Origin of the sequence: Actinomyces sp. 565 (assembly GCF_010365615.1) — a bacterium.
Classification (GTDB): domain Bacteria; phylum Actinomycetota; class Actinomycetes; order Actinomycetales; family Actinomycetaceae; genus Actinomyces.
In genome coordinates this window covers 20,301-42,441 of record NZ_PIZD01000026.1, presented here as the reverse complement: position 1 = coordinate 42,441, position 22,141 = coordinate 20,301, and the positions used below count along the sequence as shown (strand labels likewise).

Annotated in this window: 20 protein-coding genes; 7 read left to right on the top strand and 13 right to left on the bottom strand. The window is 65.6% G+C overall.

All coding sequences use genetic code 11. The features are described from left to right. Positions 1 to 750: polymorphic toxin type 15 domain-containing protein (locus GZ997_RS12425; protein ID WP_203234026.1), on the top strand; the 750-nt coding region annotated here is incomplete at its 5' end. Positions 751 to 803: 53 nt separating this feature from the next. Here GZ997_RS12425 and GZ997_RS05655 read toward each other — a convergent pair. The 8 genes from GZ997_RS05655 to GZ997_RS05620 form a co-directional block, all read right to left on the bottom strand. Further along, the gene (locus GZ997_RS05655; RefSeq protein WP_161923236.1) at positions 804 to 1,223 is read right to left on the bottom strand and encodes a DUF4913 domain-containing protein; all 420 of its coding nucleotides are present in this window, start codon (positions 1,221 to 1,223) and stop codon (positions 804 to 806) included. Further along, positions 1,220 to 3,019, bottom strand: a complete 1,800-nt coding sequence (locus GZ997_RS05650; protein WP_161923235.1) for a type IV secretory system conjugative DNA transfer family protein — start codon at positions 3,017 to 3,019, stop codon at positions 1,220 to 1,222. The genes GZ997_RS05655 and GZ997_RS05650 overlap by 4 nt, the downstream gene beginning before the upstream one ends. Continuing rightward, positions 3,016 to 4,599, bottom strand: a complete 1,584-nt coding sequence (locus GZ997_RS05645; RefSeq protein WP_162679182.1) for an ATP/GTP-binding protein — start codon at positions 4,597 to 4,599, stop codon at positions 3,016 to 3,018. Before GZ997_RS05645 ends, GZ997_RS05650 begins: the two co-directional genes overlap by 4 nt. Then, a complete protein-coding gene (locus tag GZ997_RS05640; protein WP_203234025.1) occupies positions 4,596 to 6,104 on the bottom strand; it encodes an SCO6880 family protein in 1,509 nt (502 codons plus the stop codon). Before GZ997_RS05640 ends, GZ997_RS05645 begins: the two co-directional genes overlap by 4 nt. Continuing rightward, a complete protein-coding gene (locus GZ997_RS05635; protein ID WP_203234024.1) occupies positions 6,091 to 7,779 on the bottom strand; it encodes a hypothetical protein in 1,689 nt (562 codons plus the stop codon). Before GZ997_RS05635 ends, GZ997_RS05640 begins: the two co-directional genes overlap by 14 nt. A gap of 3 nt (positions 7,780 to 7,782) precedes the next feature. Next, the gene (locus GZ997_RS05630) at positions 7,783 to 8,568 is read right to left on the bottom strand and encodes a hypothetical protein (protein WP_161923233.1); all 786 of its coding nucleotides are present in this window, start codon (positions 8,566 to 8,568) and stop codon (positions 7,783 to 7,785) included. 443 nt (positions 8,569 to 9,011) lie between these two features. After that, the gene (locus tag GZ997_RS05625; protein ID WP_238994291.1) at positions 9,012 to 9,311 is read right to left on the bottom strand and encodes a hypothetical protein; all 300 of its coding nucleotides are present in this window, start codon (positions 9,309 to 9,311) and stop codon (positions 9,012 to 9,014) included. After that, a complete protein-coding gene (locus GZ997_RS05620) occupies positions 9,311 to 9,943 on the bottom strand; it encodes a DUF6668 family protein (RefSeq protein WP_203234023.1) in 633 nt (210 codons plus the stop codon). Before GZ997_RS05620 ends, GZ997_RS05625 begins: the two co-directional genes overlap by 1 nt. Before the next feature lie 221 nt (positions 9,944 to 10,164). Here GZ997_RS05620 and GZ997_RS05615 point away from each other — a divergent pair, with 221 nt between their 5' ends. Further along, on the top strand, positions 10,165 to 10,746 hold the full coding sequence (locus tag GZ997_RS05615; RefSeq protein ID WP_162679181.1) for a hypothetical protein: 582 nt from the start codon (positions 10,165 to 10,167) through the stop codon (positions 10,744 to 10,746). A gap of 5 nt (positions 10,747 to 10,751) precedes the next feature. After that, on the top strand, positions 10,752 to 12,218 hold the full coding sequence (locus GZ997_RS12420) for a M23 family metallopeptidase (protein WP_343212283.1): 1,467 nt from the start codon (positions 10,752 to 10,754) through the stop codon (positions 12,216 to 12,218). 99 nt (positions 12,219 to 12,317) lie between these two features. On the opposite strand, the gene GZ997_RS12685 is transcribed toward GZ997_RS12420, so the two are convergent. Then, entirely contained in the window at positions 12,318 to 12,455 is a 138-nt protein-coding gene (locus GZ997_RS12685) for a hypothetical protein (protein WP_219108301.1), read from the bottom strand. Positions 12,456 to 12,773: 318 nt separating this feature from the next. Between GZ997_RS12685 and GZ997_RS05605 the strand changes: the two genes are divergently transcribed. The 4 genes from GZ997_RS05605 (at position 12,774) to GZ997_RS05590 (ending at position 16,251) form a co-directional block, all read left to right on the top strand. Then, positions 12,774 to 13,601 carry an AAA family ATPase gene (locus GZ997_RS05605; protein WP_343212282.1) on the top strand — a complete coding sequence of 276 codons (828 nt, stop codon included), beginning with the start codon at positions 12,774 to 12,776 and terminating at the stop codon, positions 13,599 to 13,601. A gap of 82 nt (positions 13,602 to 13,683) precedes the next feature. Continuing rightward, positions 13,684 to 14,487 carry a GAD-like domain-containing protein gene (locus GZ997_RS05600; RefSeq protein WP_162679179.1) on the top strand — a complete coding sequence of 268 codons (804 nt, stop codon included), beginning with the start codon at positions 13,684 to 13,686 and terminating at the stop codon, positions 14,485 to 14,487. After that, positions 14,487 to 15,584 carry a polymorphic toxin type 15 domain-containing protein gene (locus tag GZ997_RS05595; RefSeq protein WP_162679178.1) on the top strand — a complete coding sequence of 366 codons (1,098 nt, stop codon included), beginning with the start codon at positions 14,487 to 14,489 and terminating at the stop codon, positions 15,582 to 15,584. Before GZ997_RS05600 ends, GZ997_RS05595 begins: the two co-directional genes overlap by 1 nt. 85 nt (positions 15,585 to 15,669) lie before the next feature. Next, on the top strand, positions 15,670 to 16,251 hold the full coding sequence (locus tag GZ997_RS05590) for a class I SAM-dependent methyltransferase (RefSeq protein ID WP_161923227.1): 582 nt from the start codon (positions 15,670 to 15,672) through the stop codon (positions 16,249 to 16,251). Between the two features lie 442 nt (positions 16,252 to 16,693). On the opposite strand, the gene GZ997_RS05585 is transcribed toward GZ997_RS05590, so the two are convergent. From GZ997_RS05585 to GZ997_RS05570, 4 genes are all read right to left on the bottom strand, one after another. Then, the gene (locus tag GZ997_RS05585; RefSeq protein ID WP_161923226.1) at positions 16,694 to 17,878 is read right to left on the bottom strand and encodes an AI-2E family transporter; all 1,185 of its coding nucleotides are present in this window, start codon (positions 17,876 to 17,878) and stop codon (positions 16,694 to 16,696) included. 80 nt (positions 17,879 to 17,958) lie between these two features. Next, entirely contained in the window at positions 17,959 to 18,429 is a 471-nt protein-coding gene (locus GZ997_RS05580; protein WP_161923225.1) for a response regulator, read from the bottom strand. After that, positions 18,426 to 20,594 (bottom strand): ATP-binding protein, encoded by a 2,169-nt coding sequence (locus GZ997_RS12925; protein WP_162679177.1) that lies wholly within the window; start codon positions 20,592 to 20,594, stop codon positions 18,426 to 18,428. Before GZ997_RS12925 ends, GZ997_RS05580 begins: the two co-directional genes overlap by 4 nt. After that, positions 20,591 to 22,030, bottom strand: a complete 1,440-nt coding sequence (locus GZ997_RS05570) for a DASS family sodium-coupled anion symporter (protein ID WP_162679176.1) — start codon at positions 22,028 to 22,030, stop codon at positions 20,591 to 20,593. Before GZ997_RS05570 ends, GZ997_RS12925 begins: the two co-directional genes overlap by 4 nt. Positions 22,031 to 22,141: the final 111 nt, after the last annotated feature.

The window sequence follows — 22,141 nt, the reverse complement described above, 5'->3', positions numbered from 1 at the left end:
GTCTACCACAACGGCCGCAGCCGCGACCTACAGACCAAGGGCGCCGAGTTCGAGTTCCAGCTCGACGGCCAATACCAGGTCCTGGCGCAAATGCCCGCCAAGGACTACCTGGCCGCCCGCGACCTATTCAGACAGCAAGGCAGACAAGGCAACGAAGCCACACGACAAGCACGCAAAGAACTTCAGAACAAACTATTCGACTATCGGTTGTCGCTAGAAGATAGTCCGTCCCGCACTCAAGCTCGCGCCTGGGCGCGTGAGGCTATGCGGCAGGTAGCAATCCTGCACAACCCCGACCAGGTCCTGGGAGGCAACCTGAAGCCCTCCCGGGACGCGGGCGGCACGCCAATCCCCGGGGACAGAGGCGTGAACTCCTCCCTAGGAGCGCAGAACCTCAGCAACGCGGCACTAATAGAGGCCGCCGCCGAGCGCCAGGCAGCCGCCGGGAAGGGCCACCTTCCGCTGAGCTTCCAGGTGGTACTGACCAACCGGCGCCGCAACGTCAAACAGCTGCGCGCCCAGCAGCCGCCCCCACCACTGGCCATCCAGCCGCGCACAGAACACGACTCCCGGGCACCCGCACAGACTCTGAGCAAGGCAGTACTCGCCGCCCGCCCACCACCCAGCACAAACACCAACCCGACCACCGCCGCCCGCATCCGCCAAACCCTGGGTATTAACACTCCCAGAAACACGCCCCCGCACCGAAACCGCCCCAACACCACCAACACAAACGGACCGGAGCGCTGACACCACTAGCGACCGCTTCAGCGAGCCGCCCCAAGCCAGTCCACCATGCTAATTCAGTCGTCGAACATGCCGGGCGGCGGAGCCACGTACGGAAGCGGATCGCCCTTCTTGGACAGATTCTCCTCCCCCAAAGCAGCGGTTGAGAACGGCCCATCCGGATCCATCAGCACGGCCATGTGGTAGTCGGCGTGATCGCGCCACCAAGTACTCATGCCCGTCGTCGGATCGAGTCGCAGGTACTCCCAGGCCCGCCACAGCGCCTCCAGCCGGGCTACGGCCTCTTCATACTGCCACCATCTTGCGGCCCAGCAGCGGTGTCTGCCGTCGATCCGCCGCCGGTACATGTTGCGTAGGAAGTCGCGCACGAACTCGTCGACATTACCGAAGTAGGGCTGAAACTCCTCGGCGCCTCCGCCCGGTCCACCGGTTTCAGCGAGCGCCGCCTGACCCGTTAGCAATTCACCTTCGCTCATGACGTCTCCTTCTCCTCGACATTGGCTTCGACAACAGCCAATTCGCTGTCCGCTTCCAGGATGGTTCGCTCGGCCCGCGGGTCATGAGCGGCGATTGATGCCCTCACTGCGTCTGCATGGGGACCGGACATCCAGGGGGTGGTGCGGATCAACGTGGGTCGCGCACCGGATGCGAACACGACCGCACGTCCCTTCGGCAGGGCGGCAAGGTCGGCGACGTCGAGGATGCGCTCTCGCTGCAGCTGGCGGGAGACGGTGCGTTGCGTTCCTCGAGAGTAGGAGGTTGAGGACGATACGCGGTCGTAGTCGCCGACCATCCGGGAGAGGTCTTCCAGGAATGCCGCCTCGGCGACACCCCCTCCGTACACCTTGATGTTCGACGCGCTCCACAGTTTCTTCATTCCTGCCTCGCCCCACACTTCCACGCCCTGAGACCAGGACTGCAGGATCGTCATCAGGACTATTCCGCGTGATCCGTAATGGCTGTACAGGTTCGGGAGTTCGCGCCAGCGGCACACGTTCGCAGCCTCGTCGAGTACGCCAAGCAGTGGCGTGGTCAGGCGCCCGCCGGGGGACCTGGCCGCCATCTCTTCGGCCGCTTCGACGACGGCGACGGTCAGGGCCGTCACCAGGGGGCCGGCGGTGCCGCGCCCTTCTTTCGATAACGAGTAGAGCGTGCCGTCGCCATCCCGCACGAAGTCCTCAGGAATGAACTGCGGGCGGGGGTCTACCGCGCCCTGTGGGGTGACCCAGCGCGCGACCTGACGGTTGGTCAGGCATGAGGCCATCTGCTGAGCGGTGCCGAACACACCCCCACGCTGCTTGTCGGGGGCGGTGACCACCCCGGCCACCTGGTCAGCGGTCAGATTGAATCCGTGATCACGCAGGATGTCCACGGCCGTCTCATCCGTGGGACGGGTGAGCCAGGTGTAGACATCCGTGATTGCGCGGTGGTCGAGTGCAGCAGCCAGCAACAGCCCTGCGAGGAGGTCCTGTCCGGCCGGGTCGAAGTAGGCGTCGGTACGGGCGCCCGGGTCGCGTGAGCCGGAGGCGAAGTGCTCAGCCAGTTTCGCCGCGCGCACCTCGTCGGTGACGTAGCTCAGCGGGTTCCACCACCAAGTAGGTTCCTCCAGGGCGATGCCTTGGGGATCAAACACCCAAACTTGGCCGGAGCCCTCACGCACGTCCCGAGTCGCGTCGACGATGTCACGCTTGTTGGAGGTAACCAGCGCGGCTCCCGGCGCATCCAGGATCGCGGGGACGGCCCGCGAGGTGGTCTTGCCGGTGCGCGGTCCCCAGATGTCGATGTGCATGTCCTCCCATGAGCCGTAGAGCACGTCGCCGCCGTTGAGGGCACGGCCGATTGGCACGCCCGGGGTAGCCGCGACGCCCAGGCGTCTTGCCGTCGCCTGAGCGCTCTTCCGAGTCAGGGAGTCGACGTCACGCCCCCGCCCCATATAGTTGGCGGCACGGTCCACGCGTGAGTGACGACGCCGCAGACGACGCACGCCCAATCCCACCAGGGTGCTGAACGCGATGACAACGACTCCGATACCACCCGTCACCCACCAACCGGCGGATCCGGGCCAGGGCAAGTCGCCTCCGAGCAGACCGAAGGCCACGGCGAAGGGGTTGCCGGGTACTTCAAGTCCCGTGCCCGCCAAACGGTGTCCCAGGTGCATCGCGGCATATACGACGCCCACCACAATGGCCACCAGGACGATAGCTACCCACAGGAGAATGACCTCGCCGGACATGCCCCCAGGGTCGCGACGGCGGTTACTAGCGGTACTCATTGGTCTACTTCCTCCTGGACCGGAACTGCGGATTCGGATCGTCTGCCCACGCGCGACTGCTCGTGCCAGAGCCTGTTGGTGTCGTTGATGGACAGCTCCGTGGCTGTGAGTTGGACGTTTACGGGGATACCCGGACGGCCGCCGACTTTCACAAGGAACTTGCCACGGCCAGGAGGCTCTGCCTCGCGGCCGGTGGCCGGGTCCCAGGCGGGCGGGTCCTGCCAGCCGATGAGCATTTCTTGCTCGGCACGGGAGAATGGCACTGCGGCCGTGAGTTGAGGCATCTCCGCCGACGGCAGTCCGCCGCATATCACCATCCCCGAGCGTTCCACGAACCCCCGGGCCTTCATCCGGTCCTCCTCGTTGGCCAGGGCGAGCAGGTCGCTCATGGTGTGGGAGATCATGGCCATGCCGACTCCGCGCTGGCGATTCAGACGGGTGAGGGCGTCGACGCGGTCGACCATTCCGCGGCCGGCGCGCAGGGCCCGCCATAGTTCGTCCAGAATGACGAAGTAGTGGCGGCGCGGCTCAAGTCCGGCATCAGCCAGTGCGTTGGCGACGTTGACGGTGCCGAATCCGGCCGACCAGCAGGCCAGCAGTGTGGCTGCCTGGAGATCCATCTCCGAGTCGTCGATCGCGGAGACGTCGTAGACAACCGGAGCGTCTCGCCGCATCGGATTGGTGGTGGGACGCGCAAAGGTCTCGCCCAGGCGGCCGCCGCCCACAAGGCCAATGAGGGAGGCCTCGAGGTTCTCGGTGATGGCCTGGTAGCGGGCGTCGTCGCCGCGGTCGAGCGCGACTGCGCGCACCTCTGCCGGCCCTTCCTGGATCACGCGCAGCAAGTCGCCCAGGACGGGGACGCCGTCGTGGTGGGCATCCAGATACTTCAGTGCCCGGTCGATGATGGTCTCTTCACGGTCGGTGGGTGGCGAGGAACGCAAAATGGTGAGTAGGGCAGAAACCATGGTGTGCCGGCGGCCGTGCGCGTCGGCCAGTACCTGCGCTGCCTCACGCGTGTAACCGGCCTGGCGCAGCCGAGCCGCGGCTTCGGCAGCCTCGCCTGGATCCAGGATGTTGAGGTACCCCCGACCACGCCCAAGGGTGATTACCTGCCCTCCCAGGGCCTCAATGAGGTCGACGTAGTCCGGCTTGAGGTCACCCAGGACCAGCGGCATGACGCCGTATCCTGCCAGGCCGGTGGCCATTCGGCGCACGATGGTGGACTTGCCCAGTCCGGGCTTGCCCAGCACGAATGCGCTCGGGTTGGAGATCAGCTTGGCCCGCTGGAACCAGGAGATCGGGTCGCAGCACAATGTGGCGCCGGTGTGGATGTGGCGCCCGAGGGGCACCCCAACCATGGGTGTGCCGGTGCCGATCGCGTACGGCCACAAACCGCACACCTGCACGGTGGTGCCCCGCCACTCGTCGGCGGCCTGCACGTAGCTGGAGGAACCGCGTCCGCGCCCCAGCCAGCCGCGCATAGGCGGCCGCTGCGGGCGTACCTCCCGCTTGCGCTCAGCCGGCTTCCGCTTCCGCTTACCGAGTAGCTGGCGCTGCTTGCGTGACGATTGCTCGCTCATAGCTTGTCCCTCAGCTCGGCCGGAACCTTGATGTGCTTCGGCAGCACCAGCCCCAGGGGCAGGGCTGCCGCGAACGCGGAGTCCTGCGAGCCGTACACGGGTCGCAGCCGCAGGCGGGCGGTGGCCGCAAGGTTGTCGATGGCGGCGCGTGCGTCGGCCTCCTTGGCCCGATCGGCGACAGTGGCGGTTACCAGCATGCCGAACTGCGTCAGGCCCGCTCCAGATGCCTCCTCCTGGGCGGTCGCCGCAGCCGCCCGCACTGCGAGGCTGTCGCGGGCCGCGGGCTTGTCCGTGGAGGTCATCCGGAACTCAGCCGCACGCAGGTCCGCTTCCACGATTGCGGCAGCACGTGCTGCATCAATGGGTCGGTAAAGGAGGGTCACACGCTTGCGGTCGACGTCTCGGTGCGGCGCCAGCAGCCGCGCGAGGATGCCAGACTGCACATTGCCGCGCGGCGCTTGCGTCATGGACCAGGTGCACGAATAGGCGCTGTCATGCCGGTAGCCGTCCCAGGAGGCCTGGGTGGCGGTAGGGCCGACGTCGGGCCATGAGAGCTCGGGCACCTCACCTGCCGCATGCGCCTCATCAATCAGTGTGGCCGCGGCCGGATCGTAGGCGACCCGGATGACCTCGCACAGCTCCTGGGCGGACAGTGGGTGGGCAGCGCCCGCCCCGGTGGCCTGCAGGCCGGCCGTCAGCCCGGGCAGACGGGCCGCCAACTCACGGGCCATTTCCTCGGCCTTCCGTTTGCGACCGCCGGATCGTGGGGCAGCGCTGAAGGTGACGGCGACGAAGGCTCGCACGGTGGAGGAACCAGCCGGGTAGCGGTCGACGACCTCACGCAGCATCTCACGGGCGAATGCGGGCGACTCCGGATCGATGCTGGTGCTCACCTCTCGGCGCAGTCGGGTACCGGAGTCGGGCGCGGTCTCAATCGTCACCGAAGCGGCTTCGATCCCAGGCTCATCGCCCAGATTCGCCAGCCAGTGCCCCCAGTCTGCGACCCAGATGTCGATTTGCTCCTGATCAACCAACGCCGCGCCGTCGGGCTCGGCACCGATGACCACCGAGTACGAGCCTGTGGCCGGGGTGTACAGGAGGGCGAACTCGCGTCCGTAGGAGTCCCTGTGCTCGCTCAGCCGGGTGGGAGCAGCAAGCCCGGGCAGCTGGTAGGTACCCCACAGCGTGCGTCCCAGCGGGCCCGAGCGGTAGATGGTCAGGCCCCGCGAGCGCGCCGACCACCAGGCGATGCGCGCTCCGCCTCGGGAAATCAGGCTCTTGCCGTGGGCGTCTTTGGTCAGTACCGCCAGCATGAGCACGCCCAGGAGCGCGGCGACTCCCAGCGCGTGCAGCAGGTCGGAGACCATTACGGTGATCACCACGATGATCAGTCCGGCCAGCAGCAGGCCCGTGCCCACTGAACCGAGCCCGAGAATTCCGGGGGATGCGGGCCGCTGCCAGTTCCCGTAGGTTCTCGGTCCACTGCGCGTCTCAACGGCTGCCATCCGGACCACCTCCTTCACCGGTTGCTGCATCGCCGAGCGACTGCGCCGCACCCACCGCCGTATCCATTGCCTTCTTGCCCACATCAACAGCGACGCCGGCGGCGATTCCGATTGGGCCGGCGGCCGCACCTGCTGCGGCTGCTCCACCACCGGCAGCGGCTCCACCGGCGGCAGCACCGCCTCCAGCTGCTCCACCACCGGCGGCAGCGCTTCCGCCTCCCGCGCCCGCACCTGCCGTACCCGCTCCCTTACCTCCGGCAGCGCCGGCACCTCCACCCGATTTGCTGCCAGCCGTACCAGACTGCGGTGCGCCATCGGCCTGCCCTTGCCGACTCATCTCGCCCTGACCGCCGCCAGTGGGCGCCTGCGTAGACGTGCCGGACTTTCCATCGGAACCGCTCCTACCGCTAGCGCCCGAGGGGCCTTCAGAACCCGAGGAGCTGCCGGAGGCCAAGCGTCCCAGCTGAGCAGCACCGCTAGGCAGCGAAGCCAGTGCACCGGCCGCCAGTGCGCCGCCACCGGCACCCGCAGCCATCGAGCCGACCATGGGCGTAACGAAGCGCATGAGTGCAGGCATGGCGAAAAGCGCCAGGATCATCAGCATGAGACCCGTAAGCACAGCCAACAGCCCGCTGCCATCATCCTTGAACACATCTGTACCTGCAAGCTGGAAAGCGGTGGCGTAGATGATCGCAGCGGCGGGTTTGTACAGGACGAAGGCCACCAGCCAGGAGACGCACTTCTTGAACCAGCCCTTACCCATCTCCGTATTGGTGAAGGATGCCGCGAGCGGCAGGATGCCTGTAAGAATGACCAGCATCCCACTGCGCGCAACCATCAGCACCACCTGGAACGCGGCGGCTAGGACGGCTATCAGACCGAGAATAATGATGAGCATCGGCCCCAAGGAATCGACCGACTGCCGCGTAGTGAACGCGAGTAGCACCAGCATGTTTTCACCGAAGCAGGTAGACCCTGCCTCGGATACCCTGCAGTCCAGGGAGCTGTCGATGATCCAAACCGAGAACAGGTCGGCCGACCGGATCAGTATGCTGACCACAGTCACCCCGGCACCCGCGACCACCACCAACGTCAGCAGACTTTTCACCACTTCACGACCCGGCTCCGCACGCTGCTCCCACGCCATACGCGCACCGCCGACGATCACGGAGAGAATTGCTGTCGCGCCCATGTACCACCACAGAGCCGATTGAAGGAACAGCGCCGCTCCGCCGACGCGGCTAGGCCGGGTAGGAATGAATCCGCCCACCAAGGCGCTAGCGCCGGATATCAATACGACCGCGCATAGGATGAGGCCCACCCTCCCGACGGCCATCACACCTTCTCCGGCCCGCATACGCGTGGCGATCATGGCACCCAGTATCAGCAACGAGAGTATTGCGACCGCAAGACTGACCCACACCACATAGTCCATGACCCTCTCGAGATTGAGACTATTCGGCGGGATCTCATCTGCCGATATAGCGGACTCAATACCACCAGAGTCCGTCAAGTCCGGCGTGCCGACATTAACCCAGATTGTTCCCACGGAAGCTACCGCCCTGCCGAACGCTTCCATCACCGCGTTCGCGAGGTTGTCAACAGCACCCCCAACCACCTTTGACGCCGAGCAACCAACAAAGTCCGTAGTCCACTCGCGAAAACCGCACATCATATGTCACTGACTCCATGAAATATAACCTGTGATATCAGGTATACGTTCTGCGCTACCTACATCCTCCGCGTCAGAGGGCAGTTTCCAATCTCCCTCCGACCACACAAGTGGAGCAATTACCGACATATAAAAAGACTGCCCTTGAAGAGAAACTGCCACCGCAACGTCAACTTTGGCCTCATTCCCATCATAGGAGAGCAACCGAAATCCCGCTATACGCAGCCGTCCGGTCTCCGCGGAGCCGTCATCCTCCGACAAGTCTTCAGACAGCTGTTGATCTCGATATGGCCCCGGAGCGATAAAATAATCCAAGAACTGCCTTGCCACATCCGGATCGGCACCAATAATCGACGCATAAGCAGCAGCATAAACCGCACCTTCTGGCGAACGCTGGAAACAGTACCGATAGCCGGCATCGGCGGTCGCCGCAGGACCATATTGCGCCGACACAGGATACGCCGCAGAACCCTGATAGTCCCAGTAGTCAACGTCGGGCGCCTTCGCGAGGCGGGCACGCTCCGTCACTTCACCAGTTAGCCCGCACACGCTCGTGCTGGCTGAATCCTCGTTGCTTGCCGGAGGCTCCGGGGACGCAAAGGGCGTTGGCGCCAATGTTGTCGATACCGCCGAGGCGCTCTCCGGCGCGGGGTCGTCACGCAGCACATTGGTCACGCCCACCACGATCCCAAGCACCGCGATCAACACGACTACCAGCGCGGCAGCGATGAACCCCGGCCGGCCGAACGCACCGTGCTCGCTGTTCTTTGCGTTGTTATTTTCATTCGTCACTGTACTTAACTCCTCGCTCATAGTCCTGTATTCAGGCGGACAGGGCTCATGAGTTGTGTCCGCTCACCATACTCAACTCAGGGCTAATGATGAGATCACGCCGCCACGTGATATACCCCGACGCAGCGGGAAGCGCCGCAAGAATAAACGGCGCAGTTACGCTGGCGTCGGCCTTCCATTCCCCGCCCTCCCAAATTAGAGAATAGATGATCGATGGCGTCACCCCGGTGGATCGTTGAAAACAACAGCGATAGCCGGAACCAGCAGTGGCACTGAGACCGTATTGCTCAGAGACGGGACAGGCAATGTCTCCTTGGTCTTCCGAGTAGTCGACGTCGATCGCCTTCGCAAGGCGAGCCTGCCCCATGACTCCACCGGACAGTCCGCACACGCTCGCGCCGGAGACGCCGGCGCCTTCGGCTTCCTCTGAGCTGGCCTGCCCCTTAACTGACGAGGAACCCGACGAGCGAAGCGGCCGCAGAGATCACGATAACGCCTCCGAGCGCCATACCGATCTTGCCAACGTGTTCTCCGCCCTCGCCCCGACGCGACTGAATTGCCATCAGCGCACCGGCAACGAACAAGCCGAGTATGCATACCGCCAGGGCGATCCACTTGGCCCACCCCATGATCGAGGTGAAGCCCTCGGTGCCAGGCGGCTGGACCGGCTCCGGATCAGGAAGATCGAGAGGCAGTGACAACATGGCCTCGGTCATGACCTGTGTGACATGTGCAATAACCATCAGTGTTCCTTTCGTTTGCCGACGCCATCGGCGTCCACATCGGTTGTGTTGATCAGCAGGTGCAAGTCCTTGATGAGCCGCCGCACAGCTCGAGGCGACTCCGTCTGCTCGGGCGGCTCTCCCAATCTCCAGGCCTCCACCCAGGGCAACTGCCAGGCACGGGGCACACCGCCACCTACCACCTGCGCGAGGTCCCGCAACGGTCGCGGCAGCCGGCCCGGTGCATCGGCGATAATCACCAGACCGAGGAGCTCAACATACGGGACTGCACCCGCAGCCCACTGGGTAGCTGCGCTCTGAGCAGCCTGCAGTCCGTAAGCGCTGGACCGCGACACGAGCACCACGCGCGCACGCTCGTTGTCCGGCGGCCGGGGCCAGCAGTGTCCGCCGCCCCGCCACTCGGGCACCAGCGCGGACAGGGTCGACTCGCCTGCTCCTCCGTGCGCCCCCACCCACCACAGAGCGACGTCACCCGGGCGGTCACAGGATGGGAGCCGACCATGCTCGGGCGCAGACACGTGTTCCTGCGGAGCGGCAGGCCCAGTGAGCGCAGGAGTCACGTCCGAAACCGGCGCTTCCGGCTCTGGATCGGGCTTCTTCTGCGCGAGCCACGGGTTGGTAGTGTACGGCACAGGAACATGTCTCCTCGGTAATGATTCGACCAACGTAGCGGGGTGACGGCAGCGAGTGTACACACTCCGCCAAATAACAACAAGGTTGACAAGATCACTGTAATATAGTTTGCTATAGCACAACGTTACCCAGATATCGTAGCGCCAACTTGCGCCAACCAGCATGCGGACAGCCTCGGCGCCCCAACGGCCAGTCCGCGCAGCCACAGGGAGGATCACGCATGGGAGAACTGACATGGACCCCTTCGCGCCTGCTGCTGCCGCTTGCGGCGTTAGCGGCCATCGTCTCCGGATGCAGTACGGATGCCCCACCTGAGGCAACGTCCAGCTCCACAGCGACCACGCCGGTACCGACATCGCCCTCTGCCACCGCGACCGATTTCAAGCGCCCCGATCCGAGTCAGTTCACTCTCGCCCCCGAGGGTTCGGTTGACGAGGACACCGGCCAGACAATATCCCCAGACCCCGCCGTGTGGGACGATGCTTCGCGCGAGGCTGCGATCGACGCGGCAGAGGCGGCCCTGGAAGCGTTCGCACACCCGGAACTCGACTATGACACCTGGTGGGCAGGCCTGGACCCGCACCTAACCCAGGAGGCCGCCGAAGTCTACGTGTACGTCGACCCCGCGAACATCCCCGTGCACGAGCTGACCGGCTCCGGATCCATCATTGAGGACGCCAGCGCCTATGTGGCGACTGTGAAGATTCCCACCGACGCCGGCCGCTACGACGTCCTGGTAATCCGCACCAGCGGCAGCGCCCCGTGGCTGGCCAATCGCATCGTGCCGGTCGAAGAGGCGTAGCAGTAGTGGACCAGAAGTCGACTACCGCTCTCATCATCGTCTGCCTGGTACCGGTTATGGTTCTGCCCCTGATCATCAGTATTGTGCTGCTGGGCGGAGACGACGACTCAGACACCTGCACTCCGGTGAGCTCACAGGCGGGCGGATCAGTCAACCTCGGCTCGGTACCGGAGGGGCCAATAGCCGGATACGGTCACGAGCAACTCGTCAACGCCGCCTACATCATCCAGGCCGGACATGACCTCGGGCTGACCACACGAGACCAGACCATCGGCGTGATGACTGCCATGGCCGAGTCAGGACTGATGGTGCTCGATTACGGGGACGCAGTGGGCCCGGACTCCCGCGGTCTGTTCCAGCAGCGCGCCAACGGCGCCTGGGGCAGCGAGGAGGACCGGATGGACCCGTACACCTCCGCCACATACTTCTTCAGGGTGCTCCAAAGTATTGACGACCGTGAGTCACTTGCGCCCACGCTCGTAGCACACCGCGTCCAGGCCAACGCCAACCCGTATGTCTACGAGTCTCACTGGCCGGCCGCCGTCACCGTCGTCGAGGGCCTCAGCGGCGTCCAGGGCATCAACGCCGCCGAAGCCGCCCAGGGCTCCAACCAGTACGCCCTCGGCGACGTTCAGCCGCAGACGGCGATTGTTGCGAACAAGGTCGGGCCGATGTTCGGCATCAAGACCGTAGGCGGATATCGAGATGCGACGAGCCCCTACGACGACATGACCTACGGTCACCCCGCCGGCCGCGCTCTGGACTTCATGATCAACGACCTTCCCGACGGCAAGGCCGTGGGTGACCGTTTGGCCGCCTACCTGCAGGAGAACGCCGAAAGCCTCACGGTCTACTACATCATCTGGCAACAGCGGATCTGGATGGCCGGGGATCCACCCGACGCATGGAAGTTGATGGAAGACCGTGGTAGCGACACCCAGAACCACATGGACCACGTACACCTGTCACTAGACGTCTCAGGAGAGGTCAGCGTCCCCGCAGCAGACGATTCCTGCACCACCAAGAGCAGCACGACCTCGACCACCACGGTGAGTCATGACGGTTGGGCCTCGCCCGGCGCAGGCCCGGTGACCAGCTCGTACGGCATGCGCGTTAATCCGGTTACCGGTGTCTATCGCCTACACGCCGGCACCGACCTAGGTGGCGGCGGCTGCGGCGGCCCCATATGGGCCGCCCAGTCCGGAACCGTCACCGTGGCGGGAATGGTGGATGGCACGGGCATAATCACCATCGATCACGGCGGCGGCGTGGAGACTTCGTACCTGCACATGTACGAGAACGGCATCCAGGTCAGGGCGGGCGACAAGGTGACTGCCGGCCAACAAATCGGGCTGGTCGGCTCCTCCGGGAACTCCACCGGATGCCACCTGCACTTCGAAGTCCACCTGGACGGTTCCCCCACTGACCCGGTGCCCTACATGGCCCAAGTCGGAGTAACGCTGGGCGACTGATAACGACGGAACGGAGACAAGACTATGACTGAACAAACTAAACCCGCCGACTGGCCGCGCGTGGAGGCGATCATTAACGCCGATGGCACGGCAGAAGTGTCAATCGGTGGACGGGCACATCATTTTGCCGCCGACAGCATCGACGCCGCTCGTCCCGAAGTGATCGCGCTGATCGCGCAGCACGCCGCACAACTCGGCCGCCCGCTGCGAGCCGTGACCAACGATCCGGACGGTCAATGGCCCCTGATCATCCACGCCGACGGCGTCGTCGAGAACGACCCAACCACACCGGCCCGGCCACACTCACGCCCTCAAACCGCGTCGGAACCGACAGCTCAAGTGGAACCAACGTCTCAACAGACAACGGTTCCACATACACAACCCGAGCCGGCGTCCCCGCCTGAGGCATTGACTCAGCCGCCCGCCCCATCAATGCCCGTCTCTCCCGCTCCTCAACAGGCACCGCGACCGCGGCAGTCCTTCCTGGTGCGGGAGCAGACCGAGGAGCCCGCGACGCAGGGATGGCGAGGAGTTGCCGCACGGCTAGGAATCCGCGTGGGCCCCAGCGAGACCGAGCGTGCCGAACGGGCCGATGTGCAGGCAGTCAGCCAGCACTGGCCAGGTCCGCGCACGATCGCGATAGTCAACGCCAAGGGAGGAGCCGGCAAGACCCCGACTACCGTGCTACTCGCCGCGGTGTTCGCCCGCTACGGCGGTGCCGGTGTGCTTACCTGGGACAACAACCAGACCCGGGGAACCCTGGGATGGCGCACCGAGCAAGGACCACACGACGCCACCGTCCTGGAACTGCTGCCCCAGGTTGACCGGCTCCTGGGCACCGGAGCCCAGTCCGCCGATCTCGCCCACTTCGTGCATCACCAAACCCGAGACCGCTTTGACGTGCTTCGCTCCAAGCCCACCGCCCTATCGGCGGACCAGCGCGTGGACGCCTCGGATGTGGATGCAATCCATCAGGTCGCCTCAAAGTACTACCGGCTGATCTTCGTCGACTCGGGCAACGACGAATCCGACCCCATGTGGCTGCGGATGATCGACCACACCGACCAGCTGGTGGTCGCTACTACCACCCGTGACGACCACGCCGAAGCCGGCGCCCTACTGCTCGAGGCCCTCACCAACCGGGACCAGCACGGCGCCGACCTCGCCCGGCAAGCGGTGGTCGTAGTCACCCAGGCGGACCCTCGCGCCCGGGGCAATGACATTGAACGCGTCGTCAACGGCTACCGCGACCTGGCGCGCGAGGCACGCACCATTCCCTATGACCCCGCCATGGTCGACGGCGTGCTCCGGTACGGCTCGCTCAGGCCCGTTACGCAGCGGGCTTGGCTGGGAGCTGCGGCGGCGGTTGCGCGGGGCCTGTGACAACGGCGGCGGTAGCAGCGGCGCAGGGCCGATGAGACCTTAGCGTTACTAGTTAGGTAGGGTTCGGTTCATGATTGCAGGTATGGACAAAGCCGCCTGGCATGAGGCGTGGCTGCACGCCACCCCGCAGTGGGTGGACGCCAGGATGGACGAAGAGCTGGAGTACAACGGCTGGTCGCCGATGGGGGCGGGTCGCCCGGCCAGCCGGGAGCACCTGGGGCGGTTCAAGGACGTGCTTCCGGCCTCGGTGCTGCAGCTGTGGCGCCGCTTCGGCTTCGACGGCTTCGGGGACGGGCGCTGGTGGTTCACCGACCCCCTGCAGTGGCAGCCAGTGGTGGACGCCTGGCTAGAGAACACCGAGGTGCCCTTCCCCGAGCAGAAGTGGTGGTGCCTGTCGCGCACCGCCATGGGCGACATGGATCTGTGGGGGGAGGTCTCCGGCCCCGCACTCACCATCACCCCCACCCTGGGCTGGATACGACCAAACGCCGGCAACGCCCGCAAGATATCCGACCCGGTGATGCGCGAGCGCAAGGGCTGCACCACGCTGGTGTCGGCACGGGAGGATACGTTCGAGGATGATGACACCGGGCAGCTGCTGGTGGACTGGGCCATCGAGCACCTGGGCATCCTGGGCCCGGGCCAGGTCTACGGGCTGACCCCCGCATACTGCTTCACCGGCAAGGCCAGCACCAGCCAGATGGGCATCGAGGACGCGACAGCCCACCTGACCTTCCTCGCCCAAGCCCAAGAACACCAACTAGTAGAGGACTTCTCCGACGCAGTCTCCGGCATAGCCGCAGGCATCGCCAACACCACCAACAACGGCGGCGGTAGCGCCGATGACCAAGACGGGGACACCAGCACCTCGGAGGCCGACTCCTGATGCCCATACACCCCGACAACCCCATCCTTGCCAACAACACCGGCACAGGCTTGCCGGCTGCGGATATGTTTACCCCGGGGCGCGCCGGTGGCAGGGATGTGCTGGTGTGGGAGGGGGATGCCGCGGCTCCGACCAGCCCACTGCCCTGGCACTCCAGGGAACCGGTGGAGGTCTTCTTCCACACCGGGCGCGGACCTGGCACCAGGGCGGAGCCCCAGGAGTTCACCCGCCAACTAGACCGCCAACTCTCAGCCCTGTCACTCCTGTCCGCCCAGCGCCTGCTAGAGGGCATCCGCACCTACCGGGAACAAGGCCGCGAGCCCATGTCCGAGGCCACCAGAAAAGCCCGCGAGAACTTCATGAACCAGGTCATGCGCGAACTGGTGGACGAGTATGACTTCTCTAAGCAGGATGCTGAGGAAAAGCGCGATGAGATCAATGATGCCCTGGTGGTGCTGCACGAGTCCGACCAGATCACCTTCGGCCCCTCCCAACCCGGGATGAGCGCTAGCGGACACCCGTCGATGGGGCACAAGCCGGTCAACTCCTCCATCGGCTCCCAGGGCAAGTCCATGGCCACCGCACTCGAACAAGCCGCCCTGGCCATCCCCGCCGAGCAGCGCCCCGGCGTACGCATCCTGATGCGAGCAGTACTGACCGACTCCCCCAGGCTCACCAAGCAGCTGCGCAGCGGCCAGGCGCTACTGCAACCCCGCTCACAAGCACAGCGAGCGGCCACCAGCCCCAGAGCACCACCCTGGACCCCCACCAAAATAGCCTCCGACATCGCCGCCGACCGTCTTCCCTGGCAACCACCCACATCATCCCAGACCAGGAAGCCGCGTGCGCAATCTCCTACAACTCCGGTACAGCAGGCCCCCCAGGTCCGCCAGCAGTCCGGACCCGCTGCGGCTAACCCGCCCCCCTCGCCGTCGGCACCCAGCCCCGGCGGGAACCCCGACAAGGCCGCCTTACGCCGCATCTCCTTCCCACAACCAGTCTCAGCCGGGCTGCGCAAACCACCACCCCACAAAACCACCCCCACAACCAGACCCCGCACCAACCCCCACCGACCCCACCGAGGACTAGACCGATGACTCACCGACGTCGAGGGCATAAGCGTGCCCGTGAGCCTGGCGGACCGAGCGGGGCACGCACTGCCAGTAACGGTAGGGTGGCGACATGAGCGTTGTGGGACCGTCATCGTCGGCCGTGCTCGGACGGGAGCAATGGCAGCAGCGGGTCCTGCCCGCTCTGAGCGGCACGATCCTCGACATGGGCGCGGGCAACGGAACGGCCGCATCAATGCTGCATCCCGCAGTCCACTGGCTGGCACTAGAACCCGCACCGGGGCGTAGGTTGGCGGCCGCAGTGAAGTCCAGACCCCGCTCTCGGTTGCTGACGGCACCCGCAGAACGGATGCCCGTGGAGGACGCCAGCGTCGACGCGGTCATCTGTTCCACCGTTCTGTGCTCGGTGGCCGACCCGGAGCTCGCCCTGACCGAGACCGTCAGGGTGCTGCGCCCCGGGGGCGTGCTGGTGTTCTACGAGCACGTAGCCGCCGCGCCCGGGTCGGCTGCTCGCCGCATCCAGAGGTTCGCAAGCCCGATCACCCGCCTGCTTGATCACGGATGCGACCCGTGCCGGGACACAGCCGACACAATCAACCACGCGGGCTTCTCCCACGTGCACTTGGAGGCGCCGCACGTTGACGGGGTGCTAGGCCGACTCACGCCGTTCATTCACGGTCACGCCGAGCGCTGAGAGGCACCTGCGTCAGTTTGGACCGCCTGGCAGGCACTCTCAGACGGTCCAAGCGCAAGAACGCGGCCCAACTGAAGGAGCCCGGCCAAACCGGGGAGGTTGACGCCAAGCCCCCGCGACACGCCGGCCAAAAGCACTACGCCCGAACCACACACGCATTCGCTCTGATAACCAGAAGATGGCGAGGCCCCCGGGCGGGCGCCTGCCCGGCCCGAGGGCCTTCGTCAGTGAGGGGCTCCGCGCCCGGGTTCCCACATCCGGGGGAGCGCCCTCCTTCGCCGGAGCGCCCGGCCCGGGCTCCCTAGTACCCGGACCGACCTCGAACCGGGCCGGTCATCGGGTTCCCCAACCCTCGCGGCCCGCCTCGTCCGGCGGCAGAACTCATATAACCCGCCGCATCTGAAAAGCCGCTCCGCTGAAGCTGTGAAAACCATGGGAACCGCTAACAGGCCGGTTCAGTCCCTGCCGTGGTTTCACCCTCACTGGTCACCACGGCCTCCCGGCCCTTGGAAGTTGAGCCGGAGGAGTCACGATCGCCGGCATCCCGGCGAGTGGCGTCTTCAGACTCGTCGGCATCGGTGTCTCCGGCCGAAAGGAAGATGTTCACCCACCGCGAGCGCGGATCGGAGTCCACCAGTAGCGCCTTGACGAACAGGGTCAGCGGCACCGCCAGAATAGTGCCGAGCGCACCAACGATCTGACTCCAGAACAGCAGGGACAGGAAGGTCGTGGTCGTGTTCAGTCCCACCGCGTCACCGGTGAACTTCGGCTGGATGAGCGACTGGATGACAAAGTTCAGCAGACTGTAGGCGACCACCACCCACAGCGCGGTCCACGGCCCGGAGTCGACCAGACCGATCAGAGCCGGCGGAATCAAGCCCAGGATGAAGCCGATGTTCGGTATGTAGTTAGTGATGAATGACAGCACGCCCCAGGTGACCGCCATCGGCACGTCCAAGAACCACAACGCGATCACGTCCAGCACTGCGACGATCAAGCCGAAGATGGTAGACACCAGCCAGTAAGAGCGCACCGATGAGGCGAAACCGCCCAGAGCCGCCGCAATGCCCGGCCGCAGTCGACTCAGGGCGCGTGAACGTACCTCAATACGGGCCGTGTCGAACATCAGGAACACGACAGTCAGCACCAGTACGCTCAGCACCGACCCCAGGTTGGACAGCTGCCCGAGCAGGCTCTGCGCCAGGGAGACAATCCGGCTGGGGTCCACCGACTGCGACACCTGATCGATAAGAGTGGACTCGTCAACGCCCAGTCGCTCCAGCAGGGAGCGCATGCTGTCCCAGATCGAGGTGAACTGCGCGGAGTAGTTGGGCAGGGTCTCAATCAGCTGCACGATAGCAATCGCCAGGGCCGCGAACAGTCCTATGACGAACGCGAAGATAATCAGGATGGCGATTACTGCCGCCAACGGCCTGGGCACGTGCCGCCGGGTCGCCCAGGACACCAGTGGGCGTACGGTGATCACCAGCGTCAGGGCGAAGAAAGCCGGACCGAAGAGTGATCCGATGTAGTACAGGCCCGCACAGCCGACAACGAGTACTGCGATTATGAAGGCGATTGACTCGCCCTGCGAGCGGCCGGTCACCGCCTGGCGTACGTCACTCATAAGTTCATCCTCACACGGGGCCACCCCCGCGCACACCCGACGGGCCGGGACCGCGAGTCACACCACTGTTGCTGCGCGCCTCAGCGCACCGCCTCCAGGGCCCGCACCCGATCAAGGGCACGCATATGCGGCAGCGGATCGATGCCCGCCTCAAGCACGAAGTCAGTCAGCTGATCACGCACCACCTGCTCCAGCACAGCGGGCTGCCACGGCTTGGCGATGTAGTGGTCCAGGCCGGCGTCATTGACCGCACGAATCGTATCGGCCTGGTCCGCCTGCCCGGTGACCAGCACCTTCCGCGCGGCAGCGGTACGCTCATCGGTGTTCATCTCTACCAGCATGTCCACACCGCTACGCCCCGGCATGCGGTGATCAGCAAGTACCAGCGCGAGCAGATCGCCGTCGTCATCGACATCCGCAACCGCCTCCCAGGCATCCGCAACGTCCTCGGCCGGCTCTATACGCACAGCCGAGGCGAACGGCGCCAGGTCCCCGACGACGGCGTCACGGACCTCAGGCTCATCTTCGACCACCAGGATGACCAGTTTCATTGCTTCCCCTTGAGTGACTGAAAGTCGTCACGCGACTTCTCTCCATGTGAATGCCCGACCCCGACCTTACGTAACCCTGCCCCGGGGGCATCCGGCCCGACGGCCCTGTCCCCCCGCACCACCGCCGGGTTAACCGGCAGCACCACCGTCACACGGGTACGGCCGGGCTGGGAGTCCACCGTGATAGAGCCGCGGTGCGCATCCACCACGCTCTTGGCCAACCCCATGCCGAGCCCGAGCCCATAGCGCACCTGGCCGTGCTTGGTGGTGAACCGGGGCTCAAAAATGCGCGGCAAAATATCCGGATCGATGCCCGGACCATTGTCCTGCACCTGCACGCGCACGCCCCCGGCCACCGGGCCGATGCGCACCGCGACCCGGCCTGGCTGCGGGTCCCTTCCGGCCTGAACGGCGTCCTTCGCCTGGGCAGCCAGGGCATCGGCGGAGTTAGCGAAGATGTTTGTCCACACCTGGACCAGCTCGCCAACATGACCGGGCACCGGCGGAAGCACGCCCGGCTCGGTGGGGTAGTCCCGCTGAATCTCCACCCCCTCCAGGCGATGCGCGGTAAGCCGCAGAGCGTCCTCAACCACCTCCCGCAAGTCGACGTCAACCATGTCCTCGCCGTCCGGGCGCACGTAGGTGGACAGGCTCGCAACCAGGCCGCTAATACGTTTAGTTGCCAGCTGCATGTTTCGTTCGGCGCGGCCTATGGCCGCAGCCGCCTCCACCGTAGCCAGGCGTTGAGGGTCCGCAGCCAGCGCACGCACAGCACCGGGATCCGCGTCGGCGTCAACCCCGGCGGCAACCAGTCGGCGCGCCAGTTCCCGATCCCCGACGGTTTCCTCCAGCCGCTTACGGGCAGCCCGCTCTGCACGCGTAGACGCGGCGGGCCGTGTGCGCGCGGCGACGGCCACCCGGCTGATCGTCTCCCCATCAGGGTGCGTAGCCAGCACTGCGGCCAAGTCCTCATGCAAGTGGTCGTTGGCGCGCTGCAGCGCAGCCACCGGATTATTCAGCTCATGGGCCACGCCGGCGGCCAGCTCCCCCAAGGTGGCGAAGCGCTCCTGGGCCAGCAGCTCCAGGCGTGCCTGCTCCAGAGCCGTAAGCGCCTCCTGCACCTGCAGGCGCTCGGCGTCCAGTGCCGCCGCCAGTTCGATCTTCTCCACCTGCAGGATCTCCGAACGCGCCAGCCGCTTGGTCAGCGAGCGAATGATCAGGGCGGCCAGCAGCTGCTCGGTGACCTCGTTCTCCCGCAGCGCCCGGTCCAGCTGCTCGATAGACAGCAGGATCAGCTCCACATCAGTGGTGGTGGTGGCCGTGACAAAGGCGCGTCCATGACTGGCCAGGGACACCAGGCCGATGATGCGGCCCGTGGTGGCATGGTGCAGAGTGACCTCACCTACTCGGGTGTGCCGGGTCAGCGCCACCGACCCGCTCACCACCACGTACACCCCGTCCACGATCTGCCCCTGATGAGTCAGCCGCACCCCTGCGGGCAGCCGCAGGCGCGGACGCGGCCCGAGGACCTGTTCGCAGGCCGTAATGAGCTCTGCGGTAAGCGCATCGGAATGACGCGTGAGCGCCTCCAGCAGCGGCGAGTGCCCCCCGTTTCCGTCACGCCTCCGAGGATCATCATCGGGCAGGTGGTCGCGCATCCAGCGGCGGATCTGCGCCCGGGCACGCTCCCCAATAGCTCCGGGCGTCCAGGGCACCGCAATCACCTCGCGCACCAGGTCCTCATCTATGGCACGGCCGAGGTTGTGTAGCTCGGCGCGCTCGGTCAGCAGTACCATGCGAGCCGATTCCAGGGCGGGGTAATGCGCCACCGCGGCGGCGACGTCGTCGAGGCTGCCGACCTCGTCGGTGGCGACGATCAGCGCCACCGTAGCCGGGGCCGTGCGGCCGGCAACCTCCGGGGCGGCGCCGTCGCCCGCGGAAGGCGGCGGCTCTTGAACAGGACCTGGGCGTTCTGTGCCCGCCCACCGGAGTAGTTCCGCCAGAGTACGTACACGCACGACGTCGGCCAGGGCGTGCACCGCCGGGGTGACCTCGTGGGCCGCCTGGGTGCCCAGCGAGCTTGGTGACACGACAGCAACCACCAACCGGTCGTAGTCTTCGGCAGCGGCGGACGAGGGACCTACGGCACCGGGTTCTTGAGTCATAGCATTCCCATCGCCGACCAGGCCAGGGGCATGAGCGTAACCAGGATCATGGTGCCGATCACGCCAATGATGATGCCGACCCGGGCCATGTCACCCGTGGCGATCTCCCCGGTGGCGTAGGCAATCGCGTTGGGCGGGGTGGAGATCGGCAGGCTCATGCCCAGCGAGCAGGCCAGCGCCAGCACCACGGCTATAGTGACCGGCTCCAGTCCATCGATCCCCGTGGCCAGGCCCATAGCCAGCGGCACCAGCAGGTTACAGGCGGCGGAGTTGGAGATGACATTGGACAGGGCCAGGCCGAGCGCCCCCATCAGCACCAACACGGCCAGGGACGGCATCGCAGTCCAGTTGAACAGGTTCAGGATCCACTTGTCCAGACCGGTGGCGCCCACGCCGTCACCCAGTGCGATGCCGCCCGAAACCAGCCACAGCACGTCCCAGGACAGTCCAGCCAGGTCCTTGCCGGTCATTACCCGGGTGACGAGCATCGCCACGATCGCCAGGAAGCCGACCACGTTCGCGCTCAGCCCGTGCAGCGACTCGGTCATCCACAGCAGGATGGTGGCACCGGCGATTACATAGAACATGACAGCGCGGCGGTCGGTGTACCACTCGGCTCGCATGTCCAGTTGTATGGCCATTCCGCCGGGCAGGAACACCGCGCAGATCAGCAGCCAAGCGGCCAGCAGGATAACGAGCATCAGCGGAATGGCCATGAGCATCCAGTCCAGGAAGCTGACGGCGTGGCCGGCCTCCGCCAAGGCGCCCAGGGCGATGGCGTTAGGGGGTGTGCCCACGGGTGTGCCCATACCACCGACGTTCGCCGCCACCGGTATCGACAGCGCCAGACCGGTACGGGGCCGCCCCTCCGGCAGGGCACCGAGCACGGGGATGACCACAGCGAACATGGTGGCGGTGGTGGCCGTATTCGACATGAACATGCTCAGCACGGCGGTAATCACCATCAGCCCGAGCACGGTGCGGCGGGCGGAGCCGGTGAATGGCTTGATCAGTACGGCGGCGAGGTTCTTGTCCAGGTGGAACTTCTCCGACCCGTCAGCGATCAAGAAGCCCCCCAGGAACAGGACGATGACCGGGTTGGCCAGGGCCGCGAAGAAGCTCGAGTAGGCGGTGGCATCCTCGGGAACCGGCAGGACCGCCTGATCGGAGATGAGCAGTACTTCCAGTCCGATGACCAGCACGGCGGTGGCTACCAGGGGGATCGCCTCAGTAACCCACAGCACGATGGCGAGCAGGAAGATCGACAGCATCCGCTCACCCATCGGGTCCAGGTCCGGGATGTCTACCAGCAGCGGTGCCGCGAAGACCGCGACGGCAAGCAGTAGGCCGATGACCTGCTTGGGTGTCAGCGGCTCAAGGCGGTCGGGAACACGAGGACGTGGTCGATTGGCGGCTGGACGTGTGCGCGCGGGCATGGATCCTCCTCGTGGCACCCGGTGTCCGGAGTGTCCCGACATCTTTGCGGGGTAAAGGAGATCCTAGGCGATAGTCAGCGATTTTTATCGAGTCCCAGACACCGCTGCGCA

Bases quoted from the DNA above. Each gene is read 5' to 3' on its own strand.
- GZ997_RS05595 (WP_162679178.1), top strand. From the start codon at position 14,487: ATGCCCATACACCCCGACAACCCCATCCTTGCCAACAACACCGGCACA.
- GZ997_RS05640 (WP_203234025.1), bottom strand. From the start codon at position 6,104: ATGGCAGCCGTTGAGACGCGCAGTGGACCGAGAACCTACGGGAACTGG.
- GZ997_RS05585 (WP_161923226.1), bottom strand. From the start codon at position 17,878: ATGAGTGACGTACGCCAGGCGGTGACCGGCCGCTCGCAGGGCGAGTCA.
- GZ997_RS05645 (WP_162679182.1), bottom strand. From the start codon at position 4,599: ATGAGCGAGCAATCGTCACGCAAGCAGCGCCAGCTACTCGGTAAGCGG.
- GZ997_RS05570 (WP_162679176.1), bottom strand. From the start codon at position 22,030: ATGCCCGCGCGCACACGTCCAGCCGCCAATCGACCACGTCCTCGTGTT.
- GZ997_RS05635 (WP_203234024.1), bottom strand. From the start codon at position 7,779: ATGATGTGCGGTTTTCGCGAGTGGACTACGGACTTTGTTGGTTGCTCG.
- GZ997_RS05655 (WP_161923236.1), bottom strand. From the start codon at position 1,223: ATGAGCGAAGGTGAATTGCTAACGGGTCAGGCGGCGCTCGCTGAAACC.
- GZ997_RS05590 (WP_161923227.1), top strand. From the start codon at position 15,670: ATGAGCGTTGTGGGACCGTCATCGTCGGCCGTGCTCGGACGGGAGCAA.
- GZ997_RS05650 (WP_161923235.1), bottom strand. From the start codon at position 3,019: ATGAGTACCGCTAGTAACCGCCGTCGCGACCCTGGGGGCATGTCCGGC.
- GZ997_RS05615 (WP_162679181.1), top strand. From the start codon at position 10,165: ATGGGAGAACTGACATGGACCCCTTCGCGCCTGCTGCTGCCGCTTGCG.
- GZ997_RS05580 (WP_161923225.1), bottom strand. From the start codon at position 18,429: ATGAAACTGGTCATCCTGGTGGTCGAAGATGAGCCTGAGGTCCGTGAC.
- GZ997_RS05600 (WP_162679179.1), top strand. From the start codon at position 13,684: ATGGACAAAGCCGCCTGGCATGAGGCGTGGCTGCACGCCACCCCGCAG.
- GZ997_RS12925 (WP_162679177.1), bottom strand. From the start codon at position 20,594: ATGACTCAAGAACCCGGTGCCGTAGGTCCCTCGTCCGCCGCTGCCGAA.
- GZ997_RS05625 (WP_238994291.1), bottom strand. From the start codon at position 9,311: ATGGTTATTGCACATGTCACACAGGTCATGACCGAGGCCATGTTGTCA.